We start from the raw sequence: 15,109 nt of genomic DNA, 5'->3' as shown, positions 1-15,109 counted from the left end.
GCATGTAGGCGATTTGGGCCGACCCCCGCGCCAAAAATTTAGGATCGGGCTGCATGGAAAGAAAAATCATCGTTCAGGCCCTAAAACGGAGTTTTTCAACACAATCGGCCTAACAAACGCTGGGCCCCGGCCAGTGCGGGTCACCCCATCTGGACGCTCCGCACACGCACGCCTAGTGTCGCGGAATGCTGGCCTACACCCTCCGCCGACTTGCCTCACTCCTCATCAGCCTGGCCGTCGCCTCGCTGGTGATCTTCCTGGTGGTCGAGGTCGCGCCGGGCGACCCGGCAAGCTATATGCTGGGCATCAACGCGCAGCCCGATACGGTTGCAGCGCTCCGGCGGGAACTGGGCCTCGATGTGCCGCCGGTGCAGCGGTATTTCGATTGGGTCAGCGGGCTGGTGCGGCTGGATTTCGGCACGTCCTATACCTATCGCACGCCGGTGGCGGGGATGATTGCGGATCGGATGTGGATTTCGCTGCCGCTGGCGGTCTATGCGCTGACGCTGAGCACGCTGATCGCCTTTCCGGCGGGGATTTACGCCGCGTCCCGTCGTGGCAAGGCGGGGGACACGGCGGTGATCGGGCTATCCCAATTGGGCGTCGCGGTGCCGAATTTCTGGTTCGCGATGATGATGGTGCTGGTCTTCGCCATCAATCTGCGCTGGTTTTCCGCCGGAGGGTTCCCGGGGTGGGACAAGGGCTTCTGGGGCGGCATGAAGGCGCTGACGCTGCCCGCGATTTCGCTGGCCTTGCCGCAGGCCGCGATCCTCGCAAGGGTCATGCGGTCCAGCTTGCTGGACATGCTGGGCGAGGATTTCATGCGCACGGCGCGGGCCAAGGGCCTGTCACGGCGGCAGGCCCTTTGGCGGCACGGGGTCAGGAACGCGCTGATCCCGGTTCTGACGATCCTGGGGCTGCAATTCTCATTTCTGCTGGCGGGCGGGATCATCATCGAACAGGTGTTCTTCCTGCCCGGCCTTGGACGGCTGGTGTTTCAGAGCATCAGTCAGCGTGATCTGATCGTGGTGGAATCGGTGGTCATGCTGCTGGTATTCGCGGTGATTTGCGTGAATTTTCTGGTCGATCTGGCCTATGCGGCGGTTGATCCTCGCCTAAGAAGGCGCACCTGATGCGCTGGAACCGAAATCTTGCGTTGGGAGCGGCCCTGACGGGTGTATTTGTCCTGGGTGCGCTGATCTCTTTCGTCTGGACCCCTGCGGATTACACGGTTCTGGACATCGCGGCCAAGCTGAAACGCCCCGGCGACGGGCATCTGCTGGGCACGGATCATTTCGGGCGCGACATTCTTACGATGATCATGGTCGGCGCGCGCACCTCAATCGCCGTCGCATTGGTCGCGGTGGGCATCGGCATGTTCGCCGGTGTGCCGCTGGGGCTGGCGGCGGCGGCGCGGCGCGGTGGCCTGCTGGACGAGGTCATCATGCGCGGCAACGACCTGATCTTCGCCTTTCCGCCGCTGGTCATCGCCATCCTGATCACGGCGGTCTTCGGTGCCTCGGCCGTCAACGCGATCATCGCCATCGGCATCTTCAACATCCCCGTATTCACGCGAATGACGCGCGGCGCGGCGCTGCCGCTGTGGAACCGCGAATTCATCCTGGCGGCCCGGGTTTCTGGCAAGGGCGCGGCGCGGATCAGTGCCGAGCACATCCTGCCCAACATCGCCAACATCCTTATCGTGCAGGGCACCATCCAGTTCTCCATCGGGATCATCGCCGAGGCGGCGCTGAGCTATGTCGGCCTTGGCGCGCAGCCGCCGACGCCCAGCTGGGGGCGGATGCTGGCCGACGCGCAGACACTGGTTAGCATCGCGCCGCATCTGGCACTGATTCCCGGTTTCGCGATCATTCTGACGGTGCTGGGGCTGAACCTGATGGGCGACGGGCTTCGTGACATGCTGGACCCAAGATTGCGGGAGCGGTCGGCATGAGCTTGCTGGAGATTGACCGCCTTTCATTGGCGATACGCGGCACACCGATCCTGCGGGATATCTCTCTGACCGTTGCATCAGGGCAGATCGTGGCGATCACCGGGGAAAGCGGGTCGGGCAAGTCGATGACAGCGCTGAGCGTGATGCAGCTGTTGCCGGACGGGGCCGAAGCGTCTGGGCGCATCCTGTTGGACGACACCGACCTGATGGCGCTGACAGAGGCGCAGATGTGCGACCGGCGCGGCAACGACATCGGCATGGTATTTCAGGAACCGATGACGGCGCTGAACCCGGTGCGAACCATCGGCGATCAGGTGGCCGAGACGATCCTGATCCACGGCGAAGCGGGCCGGGCCGAGGCGGCGACGCGCGCGCGCGAAGTGTTGGATCGCGTCGGGTTAGAGGCCTTCCCGCTGGATCGTTACCCTCACGAGCTTTCGGGAGGTCAGCGCCAGCGTGTCGTGATCGCCATGGCCATCGCGCTCAGGCCCAAACTGCTGATCGCGGATGAGCCGACGACGGCGCTGGATGTGACCACCCAGGCGCAGATCCTCGACCTGCTGAAGGGGCTGGTGGATGATTTCGGTATGGGGCTGCTGATGATCACCCATGATCTTGCCGTTGTTGCCGACATGGCCGACCGGATCGTGGTGATGAAGGACGGCGCGGTTGTCGAACAGGGCGCGACCGCCGACCTGTTGGCCAACATGCAGCACCCCTATACCCGGATGCTGTTTGAAGCATCGGACCACATCGTGGATCTGCCAGACGCGCCAGCGGGTGCGCCATTGCTGCGGGTCGAGGGGGTGATCCGCGACTATTCCACGCCCCGCCCGCATCTGTTCGCGCCGCCGGGGCGTTTCCGGGCGGTCGATGGCGTCAGCTTCACGATGAACGCGGGCGACCGGCTGGGGCTGGTGGGGGAGTCCGGCTGCGGCAAATCCACCCTGACACGGGCCATACTGGGGCTGGAGCCGAACCAGGGCGGGCGGATCGAACTCGATGGCCAGCCCGTGTTTGCAGGCAAACGCCCCAACCTGGCGGTGCGGCGCAAAATGAACGTGGTGTTCCAGGATCCATACGGCAGCTTCAACCCCCGTCATCGGGTTGCGCGGCTGGTGGCCGAACCGCTGCATTTGCTCGACACGCCACCGACCGGCGCCGAGCGCGCACGCGCGGTATCCGAGGTGCTGGAGGCTGTGCACCTTCGCCCCTTGGACGCCGACAAATACATCCACGAATTCTCGGGCGGGCAACGCCAGCGGATCGCGATTGCCCGCGCCCTGATCAACCGCCCCGAACTGGTGGTGCTGGACGAGGCTGTTTCGGCCCTCGACGTCTCGGTCCGCGCCCGCATCCTCGACCTGTTGGCGGATCTTTGCGGGCGGTTCAATCTGACGTTCCTGTTCATCAGCCATGACCTGAGTGTGGTGCGTCGGATCACCGACCGCGTTTTGGTGATGCAATCCGGTAAGATCGTCGAGGAGGGGGAAACCGAGACGGTATTTACCGACCCACAGCACCCTTACACCCGCGCGCTGATCGCCGCCGCGCCCGTTCTGCCCCGGATCGAGGCGCTGCATGCTTAGTTTGGAACGCCCAACTGACGAGGCGGCGATGACCGCGCAGCTGTGCGCCTATTTCGCGGAGCTTGGTCAGCCAGACAATGACCCCGATGCCATTGCCGAGGAATTCCTGCATGACCCGAATGTCCGGGTGTACCGGATCCACGATGACGGCCAACTGGGGTTTCTGGTGACCGAGGCTTATCCCGGTTTCACCGAGATGTGCGAATTCTGCATCTTCCCGCAATACCGTCGCCGTGGCATCGGAACCCGCGCGGCGCATCTGGCCTTTGAGCATTCGCCGGGGCGCTGGGAACTGGGCACCATGAACGACGCCATCCATTTCTGGCGACACGCGCTGACGACCTGCCCGCAAGCGCGGGATGTCGTCGAAGGGCCCTCGACGCTGGCCCACCAGACCCACCGCCTGCGTTTCACGATAGGATCCAACCCATGAAAGACCTTTGGTTTGACACCGACAAATGCCTGATCGGCGGGCGCTGGGCGGCCCCGGCCTCGCGGGATACTCTGGCACTGGAAAACCCCTCGGACGGAGGCGAGGTCGGGCGGATCGCCCGTGGCGGCGCGACAGATGTCGACGCCGCGGTGGCCGCCGCGCAGGCGTCTTTGCAAGGCGATTGGGGCCGGGTTCCTGCGGCGGGTCGTGGTCGGGTTCTGGCGCGTCTCGGGCAGTTGGTGCTGGACAACGTGGACCGATTGGCGCGGATCGAGGCGGCGGATGTAGGCAAGCCGTTGACGCAGGCGAAGGCGGATGCGGTCGCGCTGGCGCGCTACTGTGAATTTTATGGTGGCGCGGCGGATAAGGTGATGGGGGAAACGATCCCCTACCTTGACGGCTACACGGTCTATACCCTTCGTGAGCCGCACGGCGTCACCGGCCATATCGTGCCGTGGAACTACCCGATGCAGATCATCGGACGTTCGGTCGGGGCGGCGCTGGCGATGGGCAACGCCTGCGTGCTGAAACCGGCGGAGGAGGCTTGTCTGACGGCGCTGGCCTTCGCGGACCTTGCGATGCAAGCGGGGTTGCCGGCGGGCGCGCTGAACGTAGTGCCGGGGCTGGGGGCAGAGGCGGGCGCGGCGCTGGCCGGGCATGCCGGGGTCAACCATGTCTCGTTCACCGGGTCGGTCGCGACCGGCAGCGCGGTCCAGGCGGCGGCGGCCGCAAATGTCGTGCCAGTAACGTTGGAACTGGGGGGCAAGTCGCCGCAACTGGTGTTTGATGACGCGGATATCGACGCGGCTTTGCCGTTTCTTGTGAACGCCGGAATTCAAAACGCGGGCCAGACCTGTTCAGCCTCATCCCGGATTCTGGTCCAGCGGGGCGTTTACGATCAGGTCGTGGCGCGCATGGCCGAACGCTATGCAGCGCTGGTGGCCGCACCTGCGGATCAGGACCGCGATCTGGGGCCGCTGATTTCGGAGCGTCAGAAGGCGATCGTCGAGGGGTTCCTGGCCAAAGGCGGCGACCTTGAAGTTGCCGCACAGGGCGCAGTCGCGACCGACGCCCCGGCAGGCGGCCACTACGTGGCGCCAACGCTGTTCACCGGGGTTGCGTCCGATCACCCTTTGGCGCGGGATGAGATTTTTGGCCCCGTGCAGGTCGTGATCCCGTTCGAGGATGAGGCCGAGGCCTTGGCGATTGCCAACGGAACGGATTACGGCCTTGTTGCTTCGGTCTGGACGCGCGATGGCGCGCGCCAGATGCGACTGGCGAAGGCGCTACGCTCGGGGCAGGTGTTTATCAACAATTACGGGGCCGGGGGTGGTGTGGAACTGCCGTTCGGCGGCACGGGCAAGTCCGGCCATGGGCGCGAAAAGGGGTTCGAGGCGCTGTTTGGGTTTTCGACACTGAAGACGGTTGCGGCGCTGCATGGATAAGTCCGGATTTGGCTTGGGGTGGACGTTGGTTTGATCTGACGACAAGCCGGGCGAGCGCCTGACCGGGGGTAGGCGACGCAACAGTAATGTTAGGCAATTTATAGATCAGCGTTAACTCTGTACTACGAAGTTAACGCACCCTGTCGAAATCGCCTGCACGCGGGACGGTCAGGCGATCGCCTGGCGCCCTCACGGGCTTGATTCCGGGCGCAAGGGTGCGCGCCGCCAACGTCCACACTAAAGCGTTTCGACATTAACCTGAGACATATCCGGCGGCCTTAAAGTAGTTCCAGCATTCTACTGGGTCGTAGAGATCGCAGATTGCTCCGATTGCTTCGAAGACCTGGGTAAAGGACCTGGCCCCGATCCGTCGCAAATGGGCTTTCAGTTTAGAGAAGGCCTGCTCGATGGGATTCAGGTCGGGCGAGTACGGTGGCAGGTAAAGGAACCAGCAGCCGTGATTGCGTAAAGCCTGCGTCGCCTCCTTATTCCGGTGGGTTGCCAGGTTGTCGAGAATGACGACAGTGCCGGGGTTGATCTCGGGGACCAGCACTTCGCGGATGTAGGCCGCGAAGGCGGGGCCATCTATCGCTCCCTTGATGACCCAAGGTGCGATCAGCGCGCCTTGGGTCAGGCCCGCGATCAAGGTTTGGGTTCCCCAGCTTCCGAAGGGCGCATCCATCGTCAGGCGCTTACCGCGCTTGGCTCTGCCGCGTAGGCGCGTGAGGTTTGTCTTCACTGCGGTTTCGTCAATAAAGACAACGCGCTCAGGAAAGGTCGCAATGGCTGGCGAGCGGTATCTGAACCAGTCGGCCCGTTGCTGCCTTACCTTGGCGCGGCGGCGCTCGGTGGCGACCAGCGACTTTTTTTGTACGTGAAGCCGAGCCGGGACAGAAGGTTGGCGATGGAGGAGTGATGCACCCGCACACCCTCTGCATCGGCCAGCGCATTACGCAACTCAAAGAGCGTGATGTCAGGGTCTTGTGCGATCAACTCCTCAAAGAATTCCCGATGCGGAGCCAGCTTTCCCTTGCCGCGCGGCGGTCCCTGCCGGGCAGGTTCCGCATGACCCTTCATCCTCACCTGACGCGCCCACCGCGCGCCTGTGGCAGGCGACAGCTTCAACCGCAACGCCGCCGCGCGCCCGCTCAACCCTTCTTCAATGTATCTCTGAAACCGTATCCGAAGCGCAGATGGCAAAGGTGCTGACATGATCCATCCTCCCAAACAGGATGAATCACAGATCAGGTCTCAAGGGAATCCCTCGCGATTCAGGTTCAAGCCGAAACGCTTTAGACAAAAGATGCGTGCAATCCGCTTGCCTGTCGCACGCAATTCGTCACAACTCGTCCTTGCCAATAATTCAACGTTCCCGAGGCGATCTTGCCACAGCTGACCATCCAGAACCGTGACGCGCGCCGCCTGTTGCTGTGGAGCAACGGGCTGGCCGAGACGCCGACCGGCCCGCTGGACGTGATGGGCATCATCCGGCGCCTCGGCTTCGTCCAGATCGATACCATCCGAAATGTCACCCGTGCGCATCATCACATCCTGTGGTCGCGCAACCAGAACTACCGCGAAAAAATGCTGTGGCCATTGCTGGGCCGTGACCGGATGATCTTTGAACATTTCACCCATGACGCCAGCCTGATCCCGATGGAAGTCCTGCCCATGTGGCGGCGCCAGTTCCGTCGGCTGGGGGCCAAGGTGGCCAACAGCGACTGGTTTCGCAGCGGGCTTGCGCAGGGCGAAATACAACGTATCCGCGACCGGATCGGGGCCGAGGGCGCTCTGTCCACTCATGCCTTTGATACCATGGCCGACAGCCGCGAAATGTGGGCCCGCCCGCCGCATAAGAAGGCCCTTGATCAGATGTGGTACGCGGGTGAGCTTGCCACCTGTTACCGCGAGAATTTCGTGAAATTCTACAATCTGGCCGAACGGGTATTTCCGGCCCATCTGCGCGACGGTCCGGACGATGCCGCGCAGGCCAATTGGTTGTGCGATGCGGCGCTGGACCGGCTGAGTGTCGCCACCACGGGCGAGGTTCAGCGCTTTTGGGGGGCTATGGACGCGGGCGAGGCGAAGACCTGGGCGCAGGCGCGCGATCTGATCCCGGTCGAGGTTGTCGGGGCCGACCGCGTCGCCCGCCCGGCATGGGCCGTGGCGGATATTGCGGACCGTCTGCGCGATGCGCCTGCGCCGACCACCCGCCTGCGTATCCTCAACCCCTTTGACCCTGCAATTCGCGACCGCGCGCGCCTGGAACGGCTGTTCGGCTTTGACTATCGTAACGAAATGTTCGTGCCAGCCGCGAAACGCCGCTGGGGCTATTACGTTTATCCGCTGCTGGAAGGGGATCGCTTCGTCGGCCGGATCGAGTTGCGGGCCGATCGCGCGAAAGGATGGATGCGGGTTGTCGGCTTCTGGCCGGAACCGGGGGTGATGTGGTCGGCGGCGCGGTTTGACCGGCTGGAGGCTGAGTTGGTTCGGTTTGCGCGTCTGGCCGGGATCAGGCAAGTGGATTGGGCGGTTGGGCGAACTGGCTGAGCAGATGGGGAACGCAGAATGCGACTGAAAGACAGGCGCGCGATAGTAACCGGCGCGGCGCCGGGTTTTGGGGCAGGGATTGCCGCAAAATTCGCAAGCGAAGGCGCGCGGGTGGTTGTGGCTGACATCAACGGTGTCGGCGCCGCGGCGGTTGCGGCACAGATCGGCAATGGTGTAGTGGCGCAGGCGGTGGATGTTTCGGACGCAGCGTCGGTTGCGGCGCTTGCTGACATGGCCGGGCAGGTGGACATCCTGGTGAACAACGCCGGTGTGACCCATTTGCCCGGCGCGATGGAGGATATCTCAGAGGCTGATTTTGACCGGGTTCTGGCCGTAAACGTCAAGTCCATCTACCTGATGGCGCGGGCCTTTGTGCCGGGGATGAAGGCGCGCGGGTCCGGCGCGATCCTCAATATCGCCAGTACCGCCGGGGTCAGTCCGCGACCGCGCCTGAACTGGTACAACGCCTCGAAAGGTTGGGTCATCACAGCCACGCGCACGATGGCGGTTGAACTTGCGCCCGCAGGCATCCGGGTCAACGCGCTAAACCCGGTTGCGGGCGAAACACCGCTGTTGAAATCCTTCATGGGCGAAGACACGCCAGAAATCCGTGAAAAATTCCTGTCCACGATCCCGCTGGGCCGGTTTTCCACCCCGGAGGACATGGGCAACGCCGCATGCTTTCTGTGCTCGGACGAGGCCAGCATGATCACCGGCGTCGCTATGGAGGTCGATGGCGGGCGCTGTATCTGAAGGGGGTGCGCCCCGTCAGCTGTTGGCCCGAAAATCCACCAGTGTTTTTCCGATCTCATCCACGAACAGCTCTGGCAGCAGTTCAGCAGTGTCGATCAGGTCGGCGCGCAACGTCTGGAAGCCGCGTGTTGTTTCACACCAGCAGGTGACGGTCCAGACCCGGCCCCAATAGGTCAGCTCCAGCGGGCGCACGGTGCGCGGCTTGTCCTCTTGCGTCATCTTCAAGCGCAGTTTCTGGCGCGCCCGGATTGCGGCGCGCAGGGCTGGCATGTGGGTGAATCCGGCTGCGGCATCCGCGAAGGGATAGACCGCAAACCCCCAGCCGGTCACGGCCTGATCCCGGTCCGCAGGCAGAACCGCATCAATCTTGGCCGACAGGCTGGCGGCGGCGGCGCGCTGATCTTCATCGCCGCCATCCCCAACAATGGCGAGGCCCAGGTGCAGGGCCTCTAACTCGGTCATGGTCAGGTTCAACGGCGGCAGGGTCACAGGCGCCATCATCGCATAACCCAGCCCCTTGGTGCCCCGAACCGGCACGCCAGAGGACATCAGCGCCTCCATATCGCGGTAGATCGTGCGTGGCGTGACCCCCAGCCGCGCCGCCATGTCGCGCGCCAGATGGACCCGCCCGTCGCGCAGGATCTGGACCATCTCTAGCAATCGGTCACTGCGGCTCATCAATTAGCCCTTTGCTGATTCGGAAAACCGGATGTGTCCGTGTTGCCCACAACTGACATTAACATGTCAGTTGTTAAAGGCCGACCGGTTTTCCACCCGATTGCGCCGGAATTCAGGGTGATTTGGCCGTGAAGACGTTGAAATGAACCTTTCAACAGGCGCCTGCAGGTTCTACATATCCACAGCACTTATCTTGGACGGGCCGCGCATCGGTGGCCGCCTATGGGAGATACCTCATGCTCAACAACATCGGCCTACCCGGCCTTCTTCTGATCGCTGTCGTGGTTCTGGTCTTGTTCGGACGCGGCAAGATCTCGTCCCTGATGGGCGAGGTCGGCAAGGGCATCACCAGCTTCAAGAAGGGTGTCAATGACGGCACCAAGGAAATCGAGGACGCCGAAGTTGCGGCCCGCGACGTGTCGCCGGACGCGACCGAAACGACCGACAAAGACAAAAGCTAAGCCTTCGGGGGCACGCGCATGTTCGACCTCGGCTGGACCGAGCTTCTGGTGATCGGCGTTGTGGCGCTGATCGTGGTGGGCCCCAAGGACCTGCCCGGGATGTTCCGCACGCTGGGCAAATTCACCGCCCGGATCAAAGGCATGGCGCGCGAATTTCAGCGTGCCATGGACGATGCGGCGGATGAGGCAGGCGTAAAGGACATTGCCGGGGACATGAAGAAAATGACCTCGGCCAAGAATCTGGGGCTGGACGCGGTCAAGAAGGCGACTAGCGGCATGACCGACTGGCCCGAGGGCGCGACCAAGGCGACGGGCACCACCACCAAGCCGGACGGCGAAACCGAAAAGCTGAGCGCTAAGCGTGCCGCACAGACAGCCCGGATCAAGGCCAACACGGCGCGGTCCACAGCTGAGCGGTTGGAAAAGGAAGCCGCCGCGGCCGAAGCGAAGGCAAGCGCGAAACCTGCCGCCAAAAAGCCAGCAGCGAAAAAGGCCCCGGCGAAGAAAGCGGTGGCGAAGACAGCGGCCAAGACTCCGGCTGCGAAGGCCGCCAAACCTTCTGCGAAGACAACAGCGAAGAAACCTGCAGCCAAGAAACCGGCACAGCGCAAAACGGCTGCGAAGCAACCGGCCCCGAAATCCGGTGATGCGGCATGAGTGAAACCACAACAGACGCCGACGAAGTCGAAGCCTCCTCAGCGCCGCTGATCGAGCATTTGGCCGAGTTGCGCACCCGGCTGATCCGCGCGGCCCTTGCCTTTATCGTTGGCATGGTGATCTGTTTCACATTCGGCAGTGCGATCCTCGATTTCCTGCTGATCCCAATTGAAAAGACGATGGTGGCCCTGGGGAATCCGAACCCGGTCATGCAATATACCGCGCCGCAGGAATACTTTTTCACGCTTGTGCGTATCTCGATGGTCGGCGGTCTGGCGATTTCGTTCCCGGTGATTGCCATGCAGCTTTGGCGGTTCGTGGCACCCGGTCTTTATAAGAACGAAAAAAACGCGTTTCTGCCGTTTCTGATCGCCTCGCCCGTTCTGTTCCTGCTGGGCGCGGCATTTGCGCATTACGTCGTGACGCCGCTGGCGATGAAGTTTTTCCTGGGCTTTGCGGATGCGGCCTCGATCTTTTCGGTGTTCACCGGCGAAGGCGGCACTGATGTCCCGTCCGCAGACGACCCCGGCATTGCGATCGTCTTTCAGGGTAAAGTGAACGAAACGCTGGACATCACGCTGAAGCTGATCGTGGCATTCGGATTGTGCTTCCAATTGCCGGTCTTGCTGACGCTGATGGGCAAGGCCGGTCTGGTCAGTTCGGTCGGCCTGCGCAAAGTGCGCAAATATGCCATCGTGGGTATTCTGGTGCTGGCCGCGCTGGTCACCCCGCCCGATGTCATCACCCAGGTGATCCTGTTTGTCGTGGTCTTCGGCCTCTATGAAATCTCGATCCATCTGGTCGCCTATGTCGAACGTAAGCGTCTGAAACAGCTGCGCGAAGACGGCGTGCTGGGCGAAGATGAAGGGCTTTGGGGTGACGAGGATGACGACCTAGCTGATGAGGCCGCCGATGAAGAGCCGGAGCCCGAAGACAAGTGAGCGACCCCATGGAACGGATCGCGGCAGCGCTGGAAAGGATGGCGCCGGAACCGCTGGGCGCACCGGATTTCGCAGCCGCTGATGCGTTTGTGTGGCATGTGGATCCGGATCGCCTGAGCCCGGTCGCGCATGTCAATCGCGTCGGCTTGCCGCTGCTGGTCGGCATTGATCGTTCGCGCGATACGCTGTTGGCCAACACACTGCAATTCGCCCGCGGCCACGCCGCCAATAACGCCCTGTTGTGGGGCGCGCGGGGGATGGGGAAATCCAGCCTGGTCAAAGCTGTGCATGCCGAGGTTCTGAAGCAGGGTGCGTCGCTGAAGATTGTTGAAGTGCAGCGCGAAGATCTGCCTTCGATCGGGCGCCTGCTGGGCCTGCTGCGCGCTGCGCCGCACCGGTTTCTGCTGTTTTGCGATGACCTGTCGTTTTCCCATGATGATGAACACTACAAGTCGCTGAAGGCGGTGCTGGATGGCGGGATCGAGGGGCGGCCAGAGAATGTGGTATTCTATGCCACCTCAAACCGCCGCCACCTGATGCCCCGCGACATGATCGAGAACGAGCGGTCGAGCGCCATTAACCCCTCGGAAGCGGTTGAGGAAAAGGTCAGCTTGTCAGACCGGTTCGGCCTGTGGCTGGGCTTCCACCCCTGCACCCAGGACGAATACCTGACGATGATCCGGGGCTATTGCGATGCCCACGATGTCGAGATTGACGATGACACCCTGCGCGCCGAAGCGATCGAGTGGCAGGCAACGCGCGGCGCACGCTCTGGCCGGGTGGCCTGGCAGTATTTCGTCGATCTGGCCGGTCGGCGCGAAGTGGCGCTGGGCTGAGCGGTACTTGCCTGCGGCGGGCATTGGCGCAGGCACTCCCAATAGCGACTCAGATATTCAGGAGGGCGCTCTGGGTCGGTTATGGCGCATCCGCGCCTCGAAACAAGGTCTCAGCTTGCAGCGATCACAGCGGCGTCTCAACGCAACGCCCTACTGCAGATAGGTGTTCGGATCGACGCTCTCAAACCCTTCGCGCACTTCGAAATGCAGGAAGCTGGGGGTGCCTTTGCGAACCTCTCCGATGGTCTGACCGCGCTTGACTTGCTGGCCTTTCGAAACCCGGATGATATCGACGCCGGCATAGACCGTCAGCAGATTGTTCGGATGCCGAATCACCAGGATCGGGATTTGATCCGTATCGCGCGTGATCGCCGCGACCGTGCCGTTGCCGGCAGATTTCACCGGCGTTCCGGCATCTGCGGCAATATCAATGCCGTCGTTCTTGCCCTTGGCATAGCCCCGGATGATCTTGCCGACCACGGGCAGCGCCAGTTTGCCGGTGTCCGACGCTGCGGTGCGATCTGTCGCCAGATCGGGCGAATCCGGCGTCTCCTTCGGGGTATCCAGCGTCGCCGCCTCATCCGGTAACGGGTCCACCGACGACGGCGGCTTGGGCGAGGCGGATCCGGCACCAGGCTCGGACACGCCGGGGTCTTTGGCTGGCTGAACCGTTGGCGGGATCAGCAGGAACTGCCCTTCGCGGATCGCGAAATCACTGCCAATGCCGTTCCATTCGACAAGCGCAGACACCGGGATGTCGTACCGGCGAGAGATGGAATAGGCCGTTTCGCCGCGCGCAACCTTGTGGCGCACAGGCTCTGGCGCCAGCGGCAGGCGGCCCCGGCCTTGCGCCTCGGCCTGATCAATCGCGCCACCGGCAATACTGGTGATATCTACGTCGCTGGTCGCAATCGGCCCTGTCGTAACCGCGCCGGTCGCGGGCGAGGGTTCTTCGACCCGGCTGGGCAGGGCGATCAATTCACCCGCGCGCAGCGGTACATCTTCGGGCAGGCCGTTGAACCGCGACAGTTCCGCCACTGAAAGGCCAACACGGGCCGAAATGTCGCGCAGCGTGTCACCTTCGCGCGCCACCGCCACCTGATAACTGGGATAAGAGATGACGCCGCGATTGTCGCCATCCGGGCGTTCAGCCACCTGCGCCTCACCAGTGGTTGAAAAACCTTGGCCAAGTCGGCGGAAGTCGAAGTCAAACGCATCCTGACATGCCGTCAGGCTCATCAAGCCAAAGCCGATAAGCGCCACGCGAAAAGAAGGGCCAAAAACCGCCATCTGCTACAATCCTCAAACGGTGGCCCCTGTTTTCGGGGCCTTCCGTGAACAGGTCTACTCTGATCCGAGGCCTTCAAGCAAGGGGACGAAGCGCACGGGGCGCAACTCCTCATAGTCATAGCCGGTTTCGGAGCGGGTGACTTTGATCAGGGATTGCACCGCATCGGACTGTCCAACGGGCAAAACCATGATGCCGCCGACGCGCAATTCGGCCATCAGGGGGCCGGGTGGATCCTCGGCCGCGGCGCTGACCAGGATGCGATCAAAGGGTGCCTGTTTGGGCAACCCGCGCGACCCATCTGCGGTGAAGGCCGTCACGTTGGTCAGGTCCATCGCGTCGAACACGCGGCGTGCCTCTCGCACCAGTGCGGCATGGCGATCTACAGTATAGACCCGGCGCGCCAGATGGCTGAGGACGGCCGCCTGATAGCCCGAGCCTGTCCCAACCTCGAGCACCTTATCGCGCGGCTGTACGTCCAGTGCCTGGGTCATCAGCCCGACAACGCTGGGCTGGCTGATGGTCTGCCCGCAAGAGATTGGCAACGGCATATCCTCATACGCGCGGTCGGCGAACAGGCCGGTCACGAAGGCACCGCGGTCGACCTTTTCCATCGCCTCCAGCGTGCGCGCATCCCGTACCCCGCGCGAGCGCAGCGTGAACAGGAACCGCATCTTGCGCTCGGCCAGCTCCTCGGGCGTGGGGGGGGGAGTGTCGGTCATCCCAGCTGCTCCGCGATATCGGCCAGTGCATCATGGGCGGTCAGATCACAGCGCATCGGCGTGACCGAAATGTATCCGTCCAGATTGGCCGCAACATCCGTTCCGGGATCGGTCGGAATATGCTGCGGGCCACCCTTGATCCACAGGAACTGCCGCCCCGATGGGGCGGAATGCGGTTCGACCCCGAAGTTGGTATCATGCCGCCAGCCCTGGGCGACAACCTGACGGCCCTTGACGGCATCCGCAGCGACCGGCGGGAAATTCACATTGTAAAACAACCGGTAATCGCGATCCGCATCCCAACGCGCCTTGTCGAGCATATCACGGATCAGCCCGGCGCCATGCACCGCCGCAGCGTCAAACGGGTTGTCCAGACTGGCATTATCGGGGCCATAAAACTGGCTGAGTGCTATTGCCGGAATGCCCTGCAACGTCGCCTCGATCGCGGCGCAGATGGTGCCGGAATAGAGCGTGTTTTCAGCCGCGTTGTTGCCCCGGTTTACGCCGGACAACACCAGATCGGGGCGTTCGGGCATCACGTGATGCAACCCCGCAAGAACACAATCCGCTGGTGAGCCTTCGGTGGCAAAGCGGCGTGTGCCCATCTGCGAAATCATCATCGGGTGGGTATAGCTGATGCAATGCCCGACGCCGGATTGTTCGAAGGCAGGTGCGACGACCCAGACCTCTCCGTCCGGTCCTGCGATGTCGGCGGCGATCGCCTCCAGCACCTGCAAGCCGGGGGCGTTGATACCGTCGTCATTGGTCAGAAGAATGCGCATGTTCGCCCCAAGTATGCCCC

At 62.9% G+C, this 15,109-nt stretch carries 16 protein-coding genes; 11 read left to right on the top strand and 5 right to left on the bottom strand.

Annotated features, from left to right (window positions below):
- Positions 1–185 precede the first annotated feature (185 nt).
- The 5 genes from GKR99_15015 to GKR99_14995 are packed head-to-tail and all read left to right on the top strand — an operon-like array spanning position 186 to position 5,421.
- Positions 186–1,133 carry an ABC transporter permease subunit gene (locus tag GKR99_15015; protein NKB28783.1) on the top strand — a complete coding sequence of 316 codons (948 nt, stop codon included), beginning with the start codon at positions 186–188 and terminating at the stop codon, positions 1,131–1,133.
- Positions 1,133–1,954: an ABC transporter permease subunit gene (locus tag GKR99_15010; GenBank protein NKB28782.1), complete on the top strand. Its 822-nt coding sequence runs from the start codon at positions 1,133–1,135 to the stop codon at positions 1,952–1,954. Before GKR99_15015 ends, GKR99_15010 begins: the two co-directional genes overlap by 1 nt.
- Positions 1,951–3,543: a dipeptide ABC transporter ATP-binding protein gene (locus GKR99_15005; protein ID NKB28781.1), complete on the top strand. Its 1,593-nt coding sequence runs from the start codon at positions 1,951–1,953 to the stop codon at positions 3,541–3,543. Before GKR99_15010 ends, GKR99_15005 begins: the two co-directional genes overlap by 4 nt.
- Positions 3,544–3,571: 28 nt before the next feature.
- Positions 3,572–3,976 carry a hypothetical protein gene (locus GKR99_15000; protein NKB28780.1) on the top strand — a complete coding sequence of 135 codons (405 nt, stop codon included), beginning with the start codon at positions 3,572–3,574 and terminating at the stop codon, positions 3,974–3,976.
- Positions 3,973–5,421: an aldehyde dehydrogenase family protein gene (locus GKR99_14995; GenBank protein NKB28779.1), complete on the top strand. Its 1,449-nt coding sequence runs from the start codon at positions 3,973–3,975 to the stop codon at positions 5,419–5,421. The genes GKR99_15000 and GKR99_14995 overlap by 4 nt, the downstream gene beginning before the upstream one ends.
- A gap of 253 nt (positions 5,422–5,674) precedes the next feature.
- Here GKR99_14995 and GKR99_14990 read toward each other — a convergent pair.
- Positions 5,675–6,633, bottom strand: a protein-coding gene (locus GKR99_14990) for an IS630 family transposase (GenBank protein NKB28778.1) whose coding sequence is annotated in 2 segments (ribosomal slippage) — positions 5,675–6,289 and positions 6,292–6,633 — 957 coding nt in all. Because the reading frame shifts where the segments join, the coding sequence is not laid out codon by codon here.
- A gap of 171 nt (positions 6,634–6,804) precedes the next feature.
- On the opposite strand from GKR99_14990, the gene GKR99_14985 reads away from it, so the two are divergent.
- Positions 6,805–7,971 (top strand): winged helix-turn-helix domain-containing protein, encoded by a 1,167-nt coding sequence (locus tag GKR99_14985; GenBank protein ID NKB28777.1) that lies wholly within the window; start codon positions 6,805–6,807, stop codon positions 7,969–7,971.
- 18 nt (positions 7,972–7,989) lie between these two features.
- Entirely contained in the window at positions 7,990–8,724 is a 735-nt protein-coding gene (locus GKR99_14980) for a glucose 1-dehydrogenase (GenBank protein NKB28776.1), read from the top strand.
- Positions 8,725–8,739: 15 nt separating this feature from the next.
- Here the strand turns inward: GKR99_14980 and GKR99_14975 are convergent, their stop codons facing one another.
- Positions 8,740–9,402 (bottom strand): WYL domain-containing protein, encoded by a 663-nt coding sequence (locus GKR99_14975; GenBank protein NKB28775.1) that lies wholly within the window; start codon positions 9,400–9,402, stop codon positions 8,740–8,742.
- Positions 9,403–9,638: 236 nt separating this feature from the next.
- Between GKR99_14975 and tatA the strand changes: the two genes are divergently transcribed.
- Genes tatA through GKR99_14955 form a run of 4 tightly spaced genes read left to right on the top strand, consistent with a single transcriptional unit; the run spans position 9,639 to position 12,297 of the window.
- On the top strand, positions 9,639–9,863 hold the full coding sequence (gene tatA, locus GKR99_14970) for a twin-arginine translocase TatA/TatE family subunit (GenBank protein ID NKB28774.1): 225 nt from the start codon (positions 9,639–9,641) through the stop codon (positions 9,861–9,863).
- Positions 9,864–9,881: 18 nt separating this feature from the next.
- Positions 9,882–10,520 carry a twin-arginine translocase subunit TatB gene (tatB, locus tag GKR99_14965; GenBank protein ID NKB28773.1) on the top strand — a complete coding sequence of 213 codons (639 nt, stop codon included), beginning with the start codon at positions 9,882–9,884 and terminating at the stop codon, positions 10,518–10,520.
- A complete protein-coding gene (gene tatC / locus GKR99_14960; protein ID NKB28772.1) occupies positions 10,517–11,461 on the top strand; it encodes a twin-arginine translocase subunit TatC in 945 nt (314 codons plus the stop codon). The genes tatB and tatC overlap by 4 nt, the downstream gene beginning before the upstream one ends.
- On the top strand, positions 11,458–12,297 hold the full coding sequence (locus tag GKR99_14955) for a DUF815 domain-containing protein (protein ID NKB28771.1): 840 nt from the start codon (positions 11,458–11,460) through the stop codon (positions 12,295–12,297). Before tatC ends, GKR99_14955 begins: the two co-directional genes overlap by 4 nt.
- 150 nt (positions 12,298–12,447) lie before the next feature.
- Here the strand turns inward: GKR99_14955 and GKR99_14950 are convergent, their stop codons facing one another.
- Genes GKR99_14950 through surE form a run of 3 tightly spaced genes read right to left on the bottom strand, consistent with a single transcriptional unit; the run spans position 12,448 to position 15,089 of the window.
- Positions 12,448–13,587, bottom strand: a complete 1,140-nt coding sequence (locus GKR99_14950) for a peptidoglycan DD-metalloendopeptidase family protein (protein NKB28770.1) — start codon at positions 13,585–13,587, stop codon at positions 12,448–12,450.
- A 54-nt stretch (positions 13,588–13,641) separates the two neighbouring features.
- Positions 13,642–14,307 (bottom strand): protein-L-isoaspartate(D-aspartate) O-methyltransferase, encoded by a 666-nt coding sequence (locus GKR99_14945; GenBank protein NKB28769.1) that lies wholly within the window; start codon positions 14,305–14,307, stop codon positions 13,642–13,644.
- Positions 14,304–15,089 (bottom strand): 5'/3'-nucleotidase SurE, encoded by a 786-nt coding sequence (surE, locus tag GKR99_14940; GenBank protein NKB28768.1) that lies wholly within the window; start codon positions 15,087–15,089, stop codon positions 14,304–14,306. The genes GKR99_14945 and surE overlap by 4 nt, the downstream gene beginning before the upstream one ends.
- Positions 15,090–15,109: the final 20 nt, after the last annotated feature.

It is taken from the genome of Paracoccaceae bacterium (genome assembly GCA_012103375.1).
Classification (GTDB): Bacteria; Pseudomonadota; Alphaproteobacteria; order Rhodobacterales; family Rhodobacteraceae; genus WLWX01.
Note: the sequence above shows the minus strand (reverse complement) of the source record. Positions and strands in the feature narration are given on the sequence as shown.